This is a genomic window from Nonomuraea sp. NPDC003201, from assembly GCF_053590415.1.
The window spans coordinates 1-17,019 of sequence record NZ_JBSFTC010000246.1; the positions used below are offsets into that span (position 1 = coordinate 1).

General features: G+C 72.1%; 15 protein-coding genes. 7 read left to right on the forward strand and 8 right to left on the reverse strand.

What is annotated here, in order from left to right:
• Positions 1–712, forward strand: a 712-nt coding sequence (locus ACWDX9_RS46760; RefSeq protein WP_449966913.1) for a fumarylacetoacetate hydrolase family protein, incomplete at its 5' end; no start/stop codon positions are given.
• A gap of 39 nt (positions 713–751) precedes the next feature.
• Here the strand turns inward: ACWDX9_RS46760 and ACWDX9_RS46765 are convergent.
• Positions 752–2,737 carry a glycosyl hydrolase family 28-related protein gene (locus tag ACWDX9_RS46765; protein WP_449966916.1) on the reverse strand — a complete coding sequence of 662 codons (1,986 nt, stop codon included), beginning with the start codon at positions 2,735–2,737 and terminating at the stop codon, positions 752–754.
• Between the two features lie 186 nt (positions 2,738–2,923).
• Here ACWDX9_RS46765 and ACWDX9_RS46770 point away from each other — a divergent pair, with 186 nt between their 5' ends.
• Positions 2,924–3,169, forward strand: coding sequence for an ABC transporter permease (locus tag ACWDX9_RS46770; protein WP_449966919.1), 246 nt, complete (start codon positions 2,924–2,926; stop codon positions 3,167–3,169).
• A gap of 62 nt (positions 3,170–3,231) precedes the next feature.
• On the opposite strand, the gene ACWDX9_RS46775 is transcribed toward ACWDX9_RS46770, so the two are convergent.
• Genes ACWDX9_RS46775 through ACWDX9_RS46800 form a run of 6 tightly spaced genes read right to left on the reverse strand, consistent with a single transcriptional unit; the run spans position 3,232 to position 10,711 of the window.
• Entirely contained in the window at positions 3,232–5,457 is a 2,226-nt protein-coding gene (locus tag ACWDX9_RS46775; protein WP_449966922.1) for a family 43 glycosylhydrolase, read from the reverse strand.
• Complete coding sequence (locus tag ACWDX9_RS46780; protein ID WP_449966925.1) at positions 5,454–6,923, reverse strand: sulfatase-like hydrolase/transferase; 1,470 nt, start codon at positions 6,921–6,923, stop codon at positions 5,454–5,456. Before ACWDX9_RS46780 ends, ACWDX9_RS46775 begins: the two co-directional genes overlap by 4 nt.
• Positions 6,920–7,888: an aliphatic sulfonate ABC transporter substrate-binding protein gene (locus ACWDX9_RS46785; RefSeq protein WP_449966927.1), complete on the reverse strand. Its 969-nt coding sequence runs from the start codon at positions 7,886–7,888 to the stop codon at positions 6,920–6,922. The genes ACWDX9_RS46780 and ACWDX9_RS46785 overlap by 4 nt, the downstream gene beginning before the upstream one ends.
• 56 nt (positions 7,889–7,944) lie before the next feature.
• A complete protein-coding gene (locus tag ACWDX9_RS46790; protein ID WP_449966930.1) occupies positions 7,945–8,715 on the reverse strand; it encodes an ABC transporter ATP-binding protein in 771 nt (256 codons plus the stop codon).
• Positions 8,712–9,512, reverse strand: a complete 801-nt coding sequence (locus tag ACWDX9_RS46795) for an ABC transporter permease (RefSeq protein WP_350736847.1) — start codon at positions 9,510–9,512, stop codon at positions 8,712–8,714. Before ACWDX9_RS46795 ends, ACWDX9_RS46790 begins: the two co-directional genes overlap by 4 nt.
• Positions 9,509–10,711, reverse strand: a complete 1,203-nt coding sequence (locus tag ACWDX9_RS46800; RefSeq protein ID WP_449966933.1) for an ROK family protein — start codon at positions 10,709–10,711, stop codon at positions 9,509–9,511. Before ACWDX9_RS46800 ends, ACWDX9_RS46795 begins: the two co-directional genes overlap by 4 nt.
• A gap of 332 nt (positions 10,712–11,043) precedes the next feature.
• On the opposite strand from ACWDX9_RS46800, the gene ACWDX9_RS46805 reads away from it, so the two are divergent.
• Positions 11,044–11,520, forward strand: a complete 477-nt coding sequence (locus tag ACWDX9_RS46805; protein ID WP_449966936.1) for a beta galactosidase jelly roll domain-containing protein — start codon at positions 11,044–11,046, stop codon at positions 11,518–11,520.
• 242 nt (positions 11,521–11,762) lie between these two features.
• Here ACWDX9_RS46805 and ACWDX9_RS46810 read toward each other — a convergent pair whose 3' ends face one another.
• Positions 11,763–12,095 carry a putative quinol monooxygenase gene (locus tag ACWDX9_RS46810; protein WP_449966939.1) on the reverse strand — a complete coding sequence of 111 codons (333 nt, stop codon included), beginning with the start codon at positions 12,093–12,095 and terminating at the stop codon, positions 11,763–11,765.
• A 106-nt stretch (positions 12,096–12,201) separates the two neighbouring features.
• Between ACWDX9_RS46810 and ACWDX9_RS46815 the strand changes: the two genes are divergently transcribed.
• The 4 genes from ACWDX9_RS46815 to ACWDX9_RS46830 form a co-directional block, all read left to right on the forward strand.
• Positions 12,202–13,818 (forward strand): ABC transporter substrate-binding protein, encoded by a 1,617-nt coding sequence (locus ACWDX9_RS46815; RefSeq protein WP_449966942.1) that lies wholly within the window; start codon positions 12,202–12,204, stop codon positions 13,816–13,818.
• Positions 13,815–14,858: an ABC transporter permease gene (locus ACWDX9_RS46820; protein ID WP_449966944.1), complete on the forward strand. Its 1,044-nt coding sequence runs from the start codon at positions 13,815–13,817 to the stop codon at positions 14,856–14,858. Before ACWDX9_RS46815 ends, ACWDX9_RS46820 begins: the two co-directional genes overlap by 4 nt.
• A complete protein-coding gene (locus ACWDX9_RS46825; RefSeq protein WP_449966946.1) occupies positions 14,855–15,721 on the forward strand; it encodes an ABC transporter permease in 867 nt (288 codons plus the stop codon). The genes ACWDX9_RS46820 and ACWDX9_RS46825 overlap by 4 nt, the downstream gene beginning before the upstream one ends.
• A partial coding sequence (locus ACWDX9_RS46830) for an ATP-binding cassette domain-containing protein (RefSeq protein ID WP_449966948.1) occupies positions 15,718–17,019 on the forward strand: 1,302 nt, incomplete at its 3' end. The genes ACWDX9_RS46825 and ACWDX9_RS46830, both read left to right, overlap by 4 nt.

Genomic DNA, 17,019 nt, shown 5'->3' on the forward strand with positions numbered 1-17,019 from the left:
GCACCCGTCGGCGTCCGTGCGGCGGCTCGCGCCGGTGGACGGGCTGATGGAGGTCTGGGCGGCCGGCGTGACGTACCGGCGCTCGCGCGAGGCGCGGGTGCTGGAGAGCGAGCGCGCCGCCGACGTGTACGAGCTGGTCTACGACGCCGAGCGCCCGGAGCTGTTCTTCAAGTCGGTGGCCTGGAAGGTCGCGGGTGACGGCGGGCGCATCGCGGTGCGGTCGGACTCCGAGATCGACGTGCCGGAGCCGGAGCTCGGCCTGGTGCTGAACACGGCGGGGGAGATCGTGGGCTACACGGTCGTCGACGACGTGAGCTCGCGCACCATCGAGGGCGTCAACCCGCTCTACCTGCCGCAGGCCAAGATCTACCTCGGCGCGTGCGCGGTCGGCCCGGCGATCCGTCCCGTGTGGGAGGTCTCCGACCCGTACGCGCTGGACATCACGCTCACGATCGCCAGGGGCGGCGAGACGGTGTGGGACGGCAAGGCGTCCACGTCGGGCCTGCACCGGCGCCTCGACGAGCTGGCGGGCTACCTGTTCCGCGCCGACTCCTTCCCCGACGGCGCCGTGCTGGCCACCGGCACCAGCCTGGTGCCGGACCTGCCGTTCACGCTGCAGGACGGCGACGCGGTGACGATCGGCATCGCCGAGATCGGCACCCTGACCACCACCGTGGTCAGGGGCCTGGAGGCCATGCGCCGCCCGGTGTGAGCCCCCGGCAGGGCCGGCGCGGCGAGCGCGCCGGCCCGGTCACCAGGGGGACGGGGGCGGGGGCGCCACGACCGGCGGACGGTCGTCGCAGGTGATGGTGTTCGGCAGGAGCCACGGCGCCAGCCAGGGCCCCGCCGCGCCGCCACCGTCGTTCCCGCCGAGATCGGTCAGGGCGAACTCCGAGCCCGTGGGCGGGAAGCCGAACGAGCCGCAGTTGTTCACCCCGACCGCGCCGACGTTCCGCGCGTCCACGTTCTCGAACGTCGCCGACCCCTTCACCCGCGCGCTCACCACCGACGTCCCGGTCCCGTCGACCCGGATGTCCTTGAAGTGCACGTTCGTGATCGAGTACAGGTCCTTCACCGACCACTCGCTCACCAGCATGATCGCGTTGTACGTGTTGTCCAGGAAGTGGTTGCCGACCACCTGGACGTCCGCGGAGATGTCCCTCTCCAGCGCGTAGAACCAGATGGCCCCGAGCCCGATGTTCCAGTTCAGCTCGTACGTCCCGGACCTGACCGTGGTGTTGCCGGTGATCAGCAGCCGCCCGGTGAACGGCTCGGCGCCGAAGCGGGAGCCGACCTGGATGGCGCTGCCCTCCCTGACCGGGTCGGCCACGAGGTTGTTCGAGATCGTGTTGTCCCTGCCGCCGTAGACGGCGATGCCGTTGGCGAGCACGGGCGTCTGGACGGTGTTGTGGTCGAACGTGTTACCGCTGTCGGCGCTCTTCTCCGACCACATGGCCAGCGCGTCGTCGCCGCTGTTGCGGATGAAGTTGTTCGACACGACGGAGCCGGTGACGCCGGTGTGGAAGTTCACGGCGTCGGCGATCTGGTCGACGATCACGTTGTTCGTGATCCGCATGTTCGTCATCGGCCCGTCGAACCACATGCCGACCTTGGTGTGCCGGATGTGCAGGCCGTCGATGGTGGAATCGCTCATCGCGCCGCCGATCGCGTTCACCTGGTCGGTGTCGACGCGCTCCCGCACGTCCCCCTCGATGGCGAACCCCGACAGGTGCACGTTCGTGCTGCCGCCGGGCTTGCCGTAGAAGCCGAGGCCCGTGTGCACCGAGCCGTCCGGCGCCGGGCTCCCGAGCGGGACCTCATGGCCCTTGATGATCGTGTACCAGTTCCCCGCGCCCGTGATGGTCACGTCGTCCACGATGATGTGCCGGTTCACCTGGTACGTGCCCGGCGGGACGTACACCTCCAGCCGCTTGCGCTGGGCGAAGGCGATGGCCCGGTCGAACGCGTCCGACGACTCGCGCCGTCCGGACGGGTCGGCCCCGAACGCCAGCACATTGGCCGCCGCGAGCCTGACCCGCGGCGGTCCCACGAGCTGGGAGTCCAGCAGGTCGATGACCGTCCACGCGGCGGCGCTCCCCGTGGGGGCCGTGAGGCGTACCCGGTCGCCCGCGCGGTACGTGTGGCCGAGCAGCAGGCGCTGCTCGTCGTAGAAGTGGTTCGGGCGGAACGGCTTCGCGATCGCGGGCGGCGGCGTCGTGGCGCTCGGCACGCACGAGCACTCGGTGATCCACCAGTCGGGGTGCAGCAGGCCGGCGCCGGGGTCGTTGGAGAACGGGTACTGGTTGTACAGCCACGCGTACCGGGACGTCAGCGTCATGGTCCGGCGGCCCTTGCCGTTGACCGTGACGTCGAGCGGCGCGGTGATGCCGCCCCCGCCGGGCGCGTCGGGGATGCTGTAGCGGACGGTGATCGCGTCGGCCGCGCGCGGCAGCGTGAACTCCACGTGCTGCCCCGGCGCCAGCCGCACCGCCTTCCGGCCCGACGCCTCCGCGGGCAGCGTGTACGCGCCGCGGTCGGGGCCGATGACCGTGCCGTTCGTGACGGCGTTCTCCGCCTCCTGCTCCAGGAAGTCCACGGCGGCGCCCCGCCCCGCGACGAGCGCCGGATCGAGGGCCGCCCGCGTCACGACGGGGGCGGGGCCGGAAGCGGCGTGGGCCGGGGAGGCGGCGAGGGCCGTCGCGGCCGCGCATAAGACAGCCAGGACCGTGCGTGGCATCCGGTGCTCGTTTCTCTCGGGGGGTGAGGCGACAGTAGGCGTCCGCACACCGATGCACAAGATGTTGTGAAGTAGTTTCGCGAATCTGCTGATTTCTTGCGTTGACTTGCGTTCCGTTGCGGGCCATGGCTTCCAGGGCTGCTGGACGAGCCGCTCGGCGCGCTCGACCTCAAGCTGCGCGAGGAGATGCAGGTCGAGCTGAAGGAGCCGCAGCGCGAGGTCGGCATTCTGCCCATCGCCCTGCCGGGCATCGTGACCGGGATCGCGCGGATGGGCGGCTCGCTGGAGGAGGCGTCGGCGGATCCGGGGGCGGACCCGTTCACCACCTTCCGGTTGGTGACGTTCCCGATGATGCGCTCGGCGCTGCCGGCGGGCGGGCCGCTGGCGTTCGCGCTGTCGTTCGACGAGATCATCGTCACCACCTTCACGTGACTGTCCACCGACGTGGGCGCCCACTGACCCGCCTTCAGGGGGCGCCCACGGGACGGCGCGTGTCAGTCGCGGTACGTGCGGACGTAGTCGAACTCGGCGAGGGCGCCCGAGCGGTTCATCGAGATCAGCCCGATCCTGAGCGGTCCCTTCGCCGGAAGGGTCCACACGCCGTTGCGCACCCAGCGCCGGCCGTCCCGGCTGGTCGCCGCCCGCACCTCGTTCTCGCCGTTCGCCGCGTCGAAGTGGTACGACATCCGCAACCACATCGTCCCGGCCGTCGGCCCCCCGAACATCGGCCCGTTGAACACGGCGGTCGGCGGCGTGGTCGTCGGCCGCTCGCCCTCCTTGGAGAACTCGCTGACCTGCAGCATCGCCCCGTTGCCGCGGGCCAGCGGCAGCACCGAGTGGGCCATCTTGAAGTACCGGTCGTCGTTCTCGTACAGCACGAGCCCGGCCTGCTGGTTGCCCTGCGTCGGCGCGAAGTCCAGCTTCGCCTCCACCGTGTAGTCGCCCTGCGGCGCCTCCCGCAGCAGCACCGACGCCGTGTTGGTGCCCCGGTGCAGCTCGGCGTTCTGGGTGGGCCAGGACAGCACGCCGCCGGAGACGGCGACCCCCGCCGCCGGGCCGCGCACCCACTGCCACTTCGCGTCGATCGCCGTGCCGTCGAACTCGTCGCCGAACTCCGGCAGCAGCTCCCCGGGCGACGGCTCGGGCACCCGTTGCGTGACGGGCGTGTACAGCCTGGCGGCCCCGACGTTGTCGGCGTCGGCCGCGCCGCGCGCCACCGCGCCGACCGAGCCGGGGCGGGCGGCGGCCCGCGGCAGGGAGCGCGTCTGCTCCGCGACCGGATCGCCGAGCTTGTCGCCGCTCACCTGGACGGTGAGCCGGGTGCCGCGCAGCTCGGCGACCACGGTGTGCCAGGTGCCGAGGTCGAACCCGGCGGGCAGCGCCGTCACCTGGACGCCGCGACTCGTGCCGCCGATCACCACGTCGGTGACCAGGGCGTTGCGGTCCCGGTCGAGCCAGGCCGCCACGTGGTTGTTCCGGTTGACGTGGGCGAGCGTGAGCCCTGCCGCGCCGGAGGTCACCCGCAGGTCCGCCTGCGCCCGCACGTCGGCGGCCGGCGTCTTCTTCGCCGAGACCAGGTAGGAGAGGGGGCCCGTGTGGCCCGCGTACCCGTGGGCGTCCTGGCCGGTCCTCGCCTGCCAGCCGGGCCCGGCCTGCCAGCCGCTCAGCGAGCCGTCGCCGAAGGTGCCCCCCGCGTCGTACGAGGTGACCGGCGCGGGCTGGGCGCCCTCCGACGGACCGGCCCCCGCGCGGACCACGGGCCAGCCGTCGATCCAGTCCAGCCGGTCGATCAGCAGCGGGCGCTTGGTCAGCCCCGACGGCCCGTTGGCGATCGGCGGGAAGTCCGGGTCGGCCGTCGAGATGGCGTGGTAGACCAGCCAGTCCTGGCCGGACAGGTCCGTGACGAAGCCGCTGTGGCCCGGCCCGGCCCAGCGGTTGCCGTTCGCGCCGACGACGATGGCGCCCTTGGAGGTCAGCTCCATCAGGTCCACGCCCTCGTCGTCCGTGAACGGGCCGAGCGGGCTGGTGGCGCGGCCGGCCTTGACCTGGTAGCCGCTGTAGGAGCCGTCGCAGCAGCCGGCGTCGGAGTAGAACAGGTAGTAGAAGCCGCCGCGGCGGACCACGTACCCGCCCTCCATCCGGCGGCCCCTGGCGATCTGCGTCACCGGGCCCTCGACGCGGGTGGCGTCGGCGTTCATCCGCGCGGCGCAGATGGTGTCGTAGCTGCCCCAGTACAGGTAGTGGCCGCCGTCCACGTCCGTGAACTGGGCCTGGTCGATGGTGTTCGTCGGGCACGCGTCCTGGGCGGCGGCCGGGATCACGTCGCCCCGGTCCGTCCACGGGCCCGTCGGGCCCGGCGCGGTGGCCAGGCCGACGTCGCCGGAGGCCAGCGAGTAGTAGAGGTGGTACTGCCCGTCGACGTAGCGGATGTCGGGGGCCCAGAGCCGGGCGCCGGCGTGCCAGGCGGGCTTGGTCTGCGGGGTGAAGACCTCGCCGGCGTACTCCCAGCTCACCAGGTCCTTGGAGCGCAGGATCGGCAGCATCCGCTCGCCGGCCTCGCCCTTGCTGCTGAACACGGGGTTCTGGGTGCCGTAGGCGTACCAGAGCCCGTCCCTGGCGTGGATCACCGTCGGGTCGGGGAGGGAGTCGACCACGCCGGCCGAGACCGGGTTGGTGAACAGCCCGGACAGCAGGGCGGCGACGCCTAAGAGGATCTTCATCCCGTGGTGCCCTCTTTCTCGAAAGCGCTCAGCGTGGGGTCGTAGTCGGAATGGCCGATGTCGTACATCGGGGTCATCCAGTGGTAGAAGTTGTCGCCGCGCTCCCGGAGCAGGTCGTACATCCTGCGCATCAGGCGGCGGCGGACCGGGGCCAGCTCGGGGTGGGTGTAGCGGTTGCTGAGCTCGTACGGGTCGGCGTGCAGGTCGTACAGCTCGTTGACCGACTCCGGGTTGACGACCAGCTTGTAGCGGTCGTCGCGGAGCATCCGCTGCGGGTAGGGGAAGTGGTGGCCGTGGAACTCGGCGAGCAGCTCGCCCGGCCACTCCGGACGCTCGCCGCGGACCAGCGGCACCAGGCTGCGGCTGTCCACCGCCGGCTCGGTGTCGCAGCCCGCCAGCTCCAGGATCGTCGCGGTGCAGTCGGTGAGCGTCACGAACTCGGTCCTGACCTGCGGTTCCGCGCCGGGGATCCGGACGATGCCGGGGATGCGGTAGATGTCCTCGTACATCGCCGGGCCCTTGTCGTGCAGCCGGTGCGCGCCGGTGAACTCGCCGTGGTCGGCGGTGAAGAAGACCGAGGTCTGGTCCGACAGACCCAGCTCGTCGAGGCGGTCGAGGATCCGCCCGAGCTGCCGGTCGATCAGCGTCACGTAGCCCCAGTAGACCGCGATCAGCTTCCGCGTGACCTCGATCGGGATCGTGTCGAACGTCCAGTGCTCGCTGTAGTTGCGCTGCACCGGCGGCTTGCCCTCGAACGTCTCAGCGATCGACGGCGGCAGCTCGACCAGCGCCGGGTCGTACATGTCGAAGTACTCGTCCGGCAGCAGGTAGGGCAGGTGCGGCCCGAAGAAGTGCGCGGCCAGGAAGAACGGCCGGCCGTCGGCCGCGTACCTGTCCAGATGCTCGATGGTCCGGGTCGCCAGGTAGTGCTCGAACGTGGCCTCCTCCGGCTGGTGCAGCCGCGCGGCCAGCAGGTTGCCCTGGTTGCCGTTGGGCGTGGTGCCCCGGATCAGGTCCGAGATCCGGTACGGCGGCAGCCCCCGCTCCTCCAGGTACGCCAGGTAGTCGGGGTGATCGACCGGGTTGTGCCAGCCGGGCAGGTCGGGCCCGTCGAAGCCGTAGGAGGCGGCGTTGCGCGTGGTGCCCCCGTGCCACTTGCCGATCAGACCCAGCTGGTAGCCGCGCTCCTTCAGCGCGCCGGGGAAGGTGAAGGCGTCCTCCCGCAGGTCCTCCAGGTAGCCGACGTTGCGCTCGTAGTTCGCCAGCAGCCGGTGCCGGAACGGCGCCTGCCCGGTGAGCAGGCTGGCCCGCGCCGGCGTGCAGATGGCCGTCGGCGTGTAGAACCGGTCGAACCGGGTGCCGGTCTCGGCCAGCCTGTCCAGGTTGGGCGTCGCCACGTGCGGGTTGCCGTAGCAGCCCAGGGTGTCGACGCGGTGCTGGTCGGTCATCAGGAACAGCAGGTTCACTTGCTGAACGCCTTCTCGTAGAGGTCGCCGGTGTAGTACGTGGCGGGGTCGGGCCGCGACTTGAGCTGGCCGGTGCCGACGAAGAAGTCGCCCAGGCTGTTCAGCCACTTGGCGACCGTGCCGTCCTTGGTCTTGGCGACCAGGTCGGCCGTCGTCATCGTCTGGACGTTCGCCGCGTCGGCCTTGACCTTGGCCGGGTCGAGCTTGAGCAGCGTGGCGGCCTCGGTGATCGCCTCGTCGGGGTGGGCGGCCCGCCAGTCGTTGGCCTCCTGCAGCACCTTGATGACCTTGCCGGTGAGCTCCTGGTCCACCTTGGGGCCGCCGACGAACGCGGTCGGGAACGAGTTGTCCGGGAACTCCCTGGTGCTGGCCACCTCCACCATGCCCGGCACCTTCTGCTTGATCGTGTCGATCAGCGGGTACCAGATGCCGGCGCCGTCGATCTGGCCGGCCGAGAACGCCGACACGACGGTGGCCGGGTCCATCGGCACCTTCTGGATGTCCTGGGCGGTCATCCCGGCCTTCTTCAGCGCCAGGTTGAGCACCATGTCGCCGGACGTGCCCTCGGGCACGCCGACCTTCTTGCCCTTGAGGTCCTGCATGGTCGAGATGCCGGGGCGGCCGATGACGCGGTCGGCGTACGCGAGCGTGTTGATCGCGACGACCTTGGCCTTGCCGGTGGCGGGCAGCCACATGGCGCCCGGGCCGATGTAGCCGAAGTCGAGGTCGCCCGCGCCGAGCGCCTGGATCTGCAGCGGCCCGTTGGTGAAGACCTTGATCTCGGGAGTGAGGCCCTGCTTCTGCCACAGGCCCTGCTTGTTCGCGATCGCGAGCAGGCTGGCGCCGTTGTAGTCGCTGATGTAGCCGAAGCGGACCGTGCTGCCGTCGCCGGAGCAGGCGGTCACGGAGAGTGCCAGCACGGTCGCCGCCGTGGCGGCCGTCAGGGCGCGGCGAAGAGAACGCATGGCGGGTGGCTCCTTTCGGGAAGGGGGGGGGAGGGGGGAGGGAGGAGGGAGCAGGGTCAGGCCGCGGGTGCCTGGTGGTAGACGGAGTGCCAGACCTCGTTGCGGATCCGCCCGAACTCGGGCGACAGCCGCATCTCCTCTGTCCTCGGGTAGGGCAGGTCCACGTCGATGACCTGCTGGACGCGGCCGGGCCTGGCCGCCATGACGATCACGCGCCTGGCCAGGTAGACGGCCTCGTCCACGTCGTGGGTGATGAACATGACCGTGCGCTGCTCCTGGCTCCAGGTGTCGAGCAGCTGGTCCTGCAGCTGCACCCGGGTGAGCGCGTCGAGCGCGCCGAACGGCTCGTCCATGAGCAGGACCTGCGGGTTCACCGCGTACGCGCGGGCGATCGCGCAGCGCTGCTTCATGCCGCCGGACAGCGTCTTGGGCAGCGCGTCGGCGAAGTCGGACAGCCCGACCAGCTCGATCGCCCGCTCGGCCCGCCGCCTGCGCTCGTCGGCGGGCAGCTCGGCCAGCTTCAGCCCGAACTCGACGTTCTTGCGCACGGTCAGCCACGGGAACAGCGCGTACTGCTGGAAGATCACCCCCCGCTCGGGCCCCGGCCCGGTGACCGGCACGCCGTCCACCAGCACCTCGCCCGACGTGGGCTCGACCAGCCCGGCCGCCATGCTCATCAGCGTGCTCTTGCCGCACCCCGACGGGCCCACGACCGTGACGAACTCGCGGTCGGCGATGTCCAGCGACACGCGGTCGAGCGCGTTGAACGTGGTGTCCTTCATCGGGTACGTCTTGACCACGTCCCGGAACGAGATCTTGCTGTTCATCGGCGTTCCTGCCAGTCGGTGAGGTGGCGCTCGGCCAGCAGCAGCAGCCGGTCCATCAGCAGGCCGAGCACGCCGATGGCGATCAGGCCCACGAAGATCGTGGACAGGTCGTAGTAGAGCTGGGCCTGCTGCATGCGGAAGCCCAGGCCCTCCTGGGCGGCGATCAGCTCCGCGGCGACCAGCGTGCCCCAGGCCGAGCCGAGCCCGACCCGCATGCCGACCAGGATGAACGGCGTGGAGGCCGGCACCACGACCTTGAGGAAGATCGTCCGGTCGGACGCGCCGAGCACGCGGGCGGCGTTGATCAGGGTCCTGTCCACGTCCACCACGCCCTGGAAGGTCGCCACGACGCTGGACAGGAAGGCCGCCAGGAAGATCACGAAGACCTTCGGCACCTCGCCGATGCCGAGGAGCACGATGGCCAGCGGGATGATCGCCAGGGGCGGGATGGTCCGGAAGAACTGGATGTAGGGCTCGAGCAGGCCGCGCGCGGTGGCGTACCAGCCCATGAGGAAGCCGATCGGGACGGCCAGCAGGGTGCCGAGCAGGAAGCCCAGCAGCACCCTGCGCAGGCTGGCCAGCGCGTCGCCCAGGAGCGTGCCGTCGGCGATCAGCTCGCCTGCCTTGGCCGCGACCTCGAGCGGGGTCGGCAGGGCCTGCACGCCCAGAACGCCCAGCAGCGTCCAGACGGCCAGCCCGGCGGCGACCGCGATCAGGTTGAGCGCGACGGCCCGCTGGGGACGCCTGGGGGCGCGCCGCACCGCCGGGGATTTGGCCAGCGTGGTGAGCTGAGTCATGGTTGCCTCTGCTTGGTGTCCTCGAGGAGGTCGGGCGCGAGATCGGGGCCGGCGGGGTAGCGGGACAGCAGCGGGGACTCGTGCAGCACCAGGGCGATGCCGCCGAGGGCGCCCGCGGCCTCGCCGAGCGTGGCCCGCCGCAGGCTGACGCGGTGCCTGGAGACCGGCATGACCCGGGCGCGCAGCGCCTGCTCGACCGGCTCGATCAGCGCGGGGCCGGTCTCCGCCAGCTCGCCGCCGACCACGATCGCGGAGGGGCCGATCGCGTTGCACACGGCCGCGAGCACGCCGCCGATCGCGCCGCCGACGTCCTTCAGGAGGGTCAGGGCCGTGTCGTCGCCCGCCCTGATCGCCTTCACCAGCTCGGGCACGTCGTCGGCCCGCCCGCCCGCGGCGCGGTAGGCGTCCAGCACGGCTCTTATCGAGGCCACGGTCTCCAGGCAGCCGGCGCCGCCGCAGTCGCAGGGCGCGCCGTCCGGGTCGACCGTGATGTGGCCGAACTCGCCGGACAGCCCGTACGCGCCGCGGTGCAGCGCGCCGCCGACCACCAGGCCGCCGCCGACACCGTGGGACAGGCGCAGGTAGAGCACGTCCCGGTCGCCGGCGGCGGCGCCCCAGATCGCCTCGCCGAGGGCGGCCAGCCTGGTGTTGTTGTCCACCAGCACCGGCGCGCCGAACCGCTCGCGCAGCAGCGACTGCACGGGGTGGGCGGGCTCGTCCGGGTCCAGGTCGTCCTCGGGCTCCGGCCAGCCGACCGGGCCGACCACGCCGGCGCCGATCGCGCTGAGCGCGCCCAGCCGCAGGCCGCCGTCGTTGAGGGAGCCGACGAGCCGTTCGGCCAGGTCCACCCGCTGCTCCCAGGGCAGGTCGGCGTCGTGCGGCTCGCTGGCCGAGCCGACGATCTCGTGCGCCAGGTTGACGGCGGCGACGTGCACCGCGCGGCGGGCGAAGTCGATGCCGATGGCCTGGCCGGCCTCCGGGTTGAGGGTCAGCGTCTCGGCCGGCCGGCCGCGGCCGCGCGGGGCGTCCTGCGGGCTGGCGGTGACGACCGCGCCGCCGGCGACCAGCCCGGCGAGGATGTCGTACAGGGTGGTGCGGGAGAGCTGGCAGAGCTTGCCGAGCTCGCCCCGGCTGAGCGGGCCGTGCTTGCGCAGCAGCCCGAGCACGAGCTCTTCGTGCCCGCGCCTCAGCTGCGCCAAGGGACCACGGGGGTGTGACATAACGCGAAGTGTGCCGACCTCTCGTGTTTTTCGTCAATAACCCGGAAAAAACCACGAATGTGGCGATGAGCTGGGAGAACGCCGTGCGAAGGGTTTCGCGGCGCTTGTAACTTTCCGGTAACAGGCCGTGCGTGGTGATCGTCCCGCAAGGCTGATCCGTTGACTTTTGTTTGGATGGTCGCCAAATTAAAGACCTGTCCGCAGCCGACCCTGGAAGGCGACCATGAGGCGCTTGCTCGCGGTGTTCCTGGTCCTGCTCCGCGTCCTGCTGGGAGCGCCCGCGGGCGTCGGCGCGGCGGCCGCGCGGCCTGGTGGCCGCCACTATTGGCGGCATCCCGATCTCGTGGCGCATCCAGGGCTCACCCGGCACGGACCCGCTGCGCGGGCCGCTCAACAACGGCGGCCTGTACGGGGAGCGCACCGGCTGGCATCTGCCGACTTATCCCGATAAATCCTGGAAAACCGCCAGCGCTGAGCTGGCCCCCGGCGTTACCTGGCTCAGGACCGCGTTCCGCCTCGACCTCCCCAAGGGCCAGGACGCGCCGGTCGGGCTCCGCTTCGGCGGCGACCCGTCGCCCGCGTACCGCGTGCAGATCTTCCTGAACGGCTGGAACGTCGGCCAGTACGGCGGCGACATCGGCCCTCAGCGCGACTTCGTGCTGCCCGCCGGGATCCTGGACGAGCACGGGACCAACACGATCGCGCTGGCCGTCACCGCCGAGCGGGCCGTGGCGGGTCCCGGGCCGATCAGCCTGTTCACCTACGGCAACGTCCGCCAGGACCGCTGACCGCCGTACTCCGGCGAAGGTCCCTTCGGGGGGAAGGGGGACGCCTCGCTCGGGCCCTCGGATTTCGGAAGGTCGGCCGCCACGTCCGGGCCCCGGGATTTCGGTGGGCCGGCCGCCACACGCGGCCCCTGGGCTTCGGAGGGGCGGCCGCCACACGCGGGCCCCTGGGCTTCGGAGGGGCGGCCGCCGCGCCCGGACTCTGGGGCTTCGGAGGGGCGGCCGCCGCTCCCATGCCCGGGGCGCTAGTCGCGGTCCGGGACGGCGAGTTCGCCGAGCAGGGACCAGTCGTCCTGCGGGACGGTGGCGTTCACGATGCGCGGCGTCTCGGCGAGGTGGGGCGGCAGCGTCTGCTGGGCCTGCTTGAAGTGGGCCGACTGGACGTGCGCCGCCCCGGCGTCGCCGTCGCGGAATGCCTCCACCAGGACGTACTCCACCGGATCCTCGATACTGCGCGACCAGTCGAACCACAGGCAGCCCGGCTCGGCCCTGGTCGCCTCGGTGAAGTCGGCGACGATCTCCGGCCAGCGGTCGGCGTGCTCGGGCAGGATGCGGAACTTGGCGGTAATGAAGATCATCGGGCTGGCTCCTTCGAGTCCGTGGGGATCAAGCCTATCGAGATGACGTTGACAGGCATTCATGCATTACCTACCGTTTAGCTAGGTAATGCCTCGGCCCCAAGGAATGCGTGTGAAGAGACTCAAGGGCATCGTCCCCTTCGTCCTCGTCGTCTCCCTGACCGCCTGCGGCTCTCAGCAGCCCGCCCAGCAAACCCAGGACACCTCCCTGACCTGGGCCATCGAGACCCAGCCGCTCACCTTGAACCCCCAGCAATGGGGCCAGAACAAGGTCAGGCTGCTCGTGTTCAACCAGTTCGACGCGCTGCTCTCGCGCCAGAAGGACGGCACGTTCCAGCCCTGGCTGGCCAAGTCGTGGAAGGTGTCGGACGACGGTCTGACGTACACGCTGGAACTACGCGACGACGTGACCTTCCACGACGGCACGAAGTTCGACGCGGCGGCGGTCAAGGCGAACCTGGAGCAGTTCCTGGTACCCGGCTACAACCCTGGCATCGCCTCCATCCAGCTCAAGTCCTTCGCCAAGGCCGAGGTGAAGTCGCCGACCACCGTCGAGATCACGCTGAAGGAGCCGGACGCGCTCTTCCTCGACTTCCTCGCCTCGCCCCTCGCGGGACAGGTCTCGCCGAAGTCGCTGAAGGCGGCCAAGGACCTCAAGTCCGGCGGGCCCGACCTGGTCGGCACCGGGCCGTTCATCCTGGAGTCGTACGTGCGGGGCCAGGAGATCCGCTACCGGCGCAACCCGGACTACAAGTGGCCGCCCGCCGGGGCCGGGCACCAGGGGCCGGCCTACCTGTCGCGGATCACGTACCGGTTCCTGCCGGAGGCGGCGGTGCGCGTCGGCGCGCTCACCTCGGGGCAGGTGCAGGTCATCGAGGGCGTCCCGGCCACCGACGCCGCCATGATCAAGCAGGATCCGGGTCTGACGTACCAGACCTCGCTCAACTCGGGCACCTCCTTCTCCTACTACTTCAACACCGCCCACGCCCCCTTCGACGACCAGCGCGTACGGGAGGCGTTCCGCGAGGCCGTGGACGTGGACGCGGTGCTGAAGGCCGTCTACCAGGGCACCGCCACCAGGGCGTGGAGCGTCGTCACCAAGGGCGGGCCGTTCTACGACGCCTCGCTGGAGGGCGCCTTCGGCGGCGACACCGCCAAGGCCAACGCCCTGCTCGACGCGGCCGGCTGGAAGCAGCGCGACGCCCAGGGCTACCGGGTCAAGGACGGCAGGCGGCTCACCGTGCGCTCCGTCGCCTCCGCGCCGTTCGTCCGCGACCGCCGCGACATCCTCGCCCAGGCGATCCAGGCGCAGGTGAAGCAGAGCGCCGGGATCGACTTCCAGGTCAAGATCGTGGACCAGGGGACGGCGCAGAAGGCCTACACCGAGGGGGAGTACGAGATCTTCGAGAACTCCCGCGGCGACGCCGACGCGGGCGCGGCGCTCAACCTGATCCTGCCGCGCAAGGGGCCGATCAACCGCACCGGCTTCTCCGACCCCGACGTGGAGAAGTGGCTGGCCACGGCCGCGGCCTCCGCCTCCCTGGACGAGCGCGAGGAGCTGTACGCCAAGGTGCAGCGGGCCGTGGTCAAGGACAAGGCGATCGTGTTCCCGGTCTACGTGCCCGCCGACCAGATCGCGGCACAGAAGAGCGTCCAGGGCCTGGGCTTCGAGGCCGGCTCCGGCACGCCGCGCAGCGCGTACGACGTCCGGGTCGGCACATGACCGGACAGCCGGTGGCGGCCCGCGACAGGGACGCCGCTGAAGCCCGCGGCAGGGACGCCGTCAAAGCCCGCGGCAGGGACGCCGTCAAAGCCCGCGGCAGGGACGCGGCCAAAGCCCGGGTCAGGGGTGTCGTCAAGCGGGTGCTCGCCGGGCTCGCCGTGCTCTGGGCGGCGGCCAGCGCCTCGTACGTCGCGCTGCTGCTCGCGCCGGGTGACACCATCGACATCCTGGTCGGCGACGGCCCCGACACCCCCGGGATCCGGGCGCGGATCGTCGCCGAATGGGGGCTCGACCGGCCGGAGGTCGTCCAGTACGCGTCCTACCTGTGGCGGCTGCTCCACGGCGACCTCGGCCGCTCGTACCAGCTCCAGCTCGGCGTCGGCGAGATCCTGGCGACCCAGCTGGGCCCGACCCTGCAGCTCACGCTGGCGGCGGCCGGGGTCGGGGTGTCGCTCGCCGGGGTGATCGCCGTCGTGACCGCCGGGCGGGGCCGGTGGCTGCGCGGCGCGGCCTCGGCGGCCGAGCTGGTCTCGGTGTCGGTGCCGCCGTTCCTGATCGGGCTGGTGCTGCTGGCGGTGTTCTCGTTCACGCTCGGCTGGTTCCCCGTGTCGGGCGCGTCCGGGCCGCAGGCGCTCGTGCTGCCCGCGCTCGCGCTGGGCCTGCCGATCGCGGGCGTGCTCGGGCAGGTGCTGCGCGGCGGCCTGGAGCGGGCGCTGGAGCAGCCGTTCGCGGTCACGGCCAGGGCCCGCGGGCTGAGCGAGCCGCGGCTGGTGGCCAGGCACGCGCTCCGGCACGCGCTGATCCCCGCCGTGACGCTGGCCGGCTGGTTCACCGGCACGCTGCTCGGCGGGGCCGTCATCACCGAGGTGCTCTTCGGCCGGCCGGGGCTCGGGCAGGTGGCGATGCAGGCCGTCACCGGCCGGGACATGCCGGTGGTGATGGCCGTCGTCCTGCTGTCGGCCATCGTGTACGTGACCATCAGCACCCTCCTCGACCTGGCCTACCGCGCCATCGACCCCCGGATCGGAGGCCGGCCGTGACCTCGTCGCGCTCGCTGCTCGCGGCCGTGTCCTCGTCGCGCTCGCTGCTCGCGGCCGTGTCCTCGTCGCGCTCGCTGCTCGCGCCCGCGGCGTTCCTCGTCCTGCTTGCGGTGGCGGTGGCCGCACCCGGGCTGCTGACCGGCGTGGACCCGCTGGCGGCCGACCCGGTGAGCGCGCTCGCGCCGCCCGGCGGCGCGCACTGGTTCGGCAGCGACCACCTCGGCCGCGACGTGCTGTCCAGGGTCGTCCACGGCGCCCGCCACTCGCTCAGCATCGGCGTCACCGCGACCGCCCTGGCGGTGGCCGCCGGGGTGCTGCTCGGCCTGGCCGCCGGGCTGTCGCCGAAGTGGCTGGACGAGGCGCTGGCCAGGTCGTTCGACGTCCTGTCCACCCTGCCGGAGCTGCTGCTCGCCCTGCTCGTCATCGCCGTCACCGGCCCCGGCACGGGCAACGTCATCTTCGCCATCGCGGTCGCCCAGATCCCCAACTACGCCCGCGTCATCCGCGCACAGACCTTCGTCGTGCGCCACTCCGGGTACGTCGAGCAGGCCGTCACGTTCGGCCGGTCCAGGGCCGCGATCACCGCCGGGCACGTGCTGCCGAACGTGCTCGGGCCGATCCCCGTCCTGGCCACCATCGGGCTCGGCCAGGCCGTCATCGCCGCCTCCGGGCTCAGCTTCCTCGGCATGGGCCCGCAGCCCCCGGCCGCCGAATGGGGCGCGATGCTCTCCGAGGCCCGCAACTACCTGCGGGTCGCCTGGTGGGAGGCGCTGTTCCCGGGTGTCGCGATCACGCTGACCGTGGTCAGCCTCACCGTCGTCGGCCGCCGGCTCCAACGCCGCTTCGAGGGGAGAACCCCATGACGACCTTTGCCTCCCCTCCGACCGTCGCCACCCTGGTCGCCGTGGAAGACCTGCGCGTGAGCTTCGGCGGGACCGAGGTCGTGCGCGGCCTCTCCTTGTCGCTCGCTCCCGGCGAGTGCGTGGCCGTCGTCGGCGAGTCCGGGTCCGGCAAGAGCGTCACGGCCCGCACGCTGCTCGGCCTGGCCGGGCCGGGCGCCACCGTGCGGGCGGCCGCGTTCAGCGTCGGCGGCCGGGACGCGCTCGGCTTCGGACCGGCTCAGTGGCGCGGGTTGCGCGGCGGGTTCGCCGGGCTGGTGCTGCAGGACGCGCTGGTCTCCCTCGACCCGCTGCGGACCGTGGGGGCCGAGATCGGCGAGGTGCTGGCCGTCCACGACGTCGTCCCGCGAGCACGGCGCCGCGACAGGACGCTCGAACTGCTCGACGCGGTCGGCGTGCCCGAACCGCAGCTGCGTGCCGGGCAGCACCCGCACCAGCTCTCCGGCGGGCTGCGGCAGCGGGTGCTGATCGCCTCGGCCATCGCGGCCGGACCCGAGCTGATCATCGCCGACGAACCGACCACCGCGCTCGACGTCACCGTGCAGGCCCAGATCCTGCGGCTGCTGGCCGAGCGCCGGGCCGCCGGCTGCGCGCTGCTGCTGATCAGCCACGACCTGGCCGTCGTCGCCTCGATCGCCGACCGCATCCTCGTCATGAAGGACGGCCGCGTCGTCGAGGAGGGCCCTGCCGGGAGCGTGCTGTCGGCGCCCGCGCACGACTACACCCGCTCGCTGCTGGCCGCCGTCCCGTCGGCCGCCTCACGGGGCACCCGCCTGTCCACCGCGCCGCCGGGCTCGCCGCTGCCGCGCCGCGCGCCGGACCTGTCGGCGCCGGTGCTCGCCGGCACCGGCCTGTCCAGGTCGTACGGGCCACGCCGGGTGGTCGACGACGTCTCGTTCACCCTGTACGAGGGCGAGACGCTCGGCGTCGTCGGCGAGTCGGGCTCGGGCAAGACCACCCTGGCCCGCCTGGCCCTCGGCCTGCTCGAACCCGACGCGGGCCGGGTCACCCTGCACGGCCGCCCGTGGAGCCACGTGCCCGAACGCCGGCGCCGCCCCCTCCGCCGCCGCATCCAGCTCATCTCCCAGAACCCGCTCGACTCCTTCGACCCCCGCCACACCGTCGGCCGCCTGGTCGCCGAGCCGCTCGACCTGCCCGCGGCCGAGCGCCGGGCGCGGGTGCTCGACCTGCTCGAACGCGTCGGCCTGCCGCCCGGCGTCGCCGGCCGCCACCCGCGCGAGCTGTCGGGCGGCCAGCGGCAG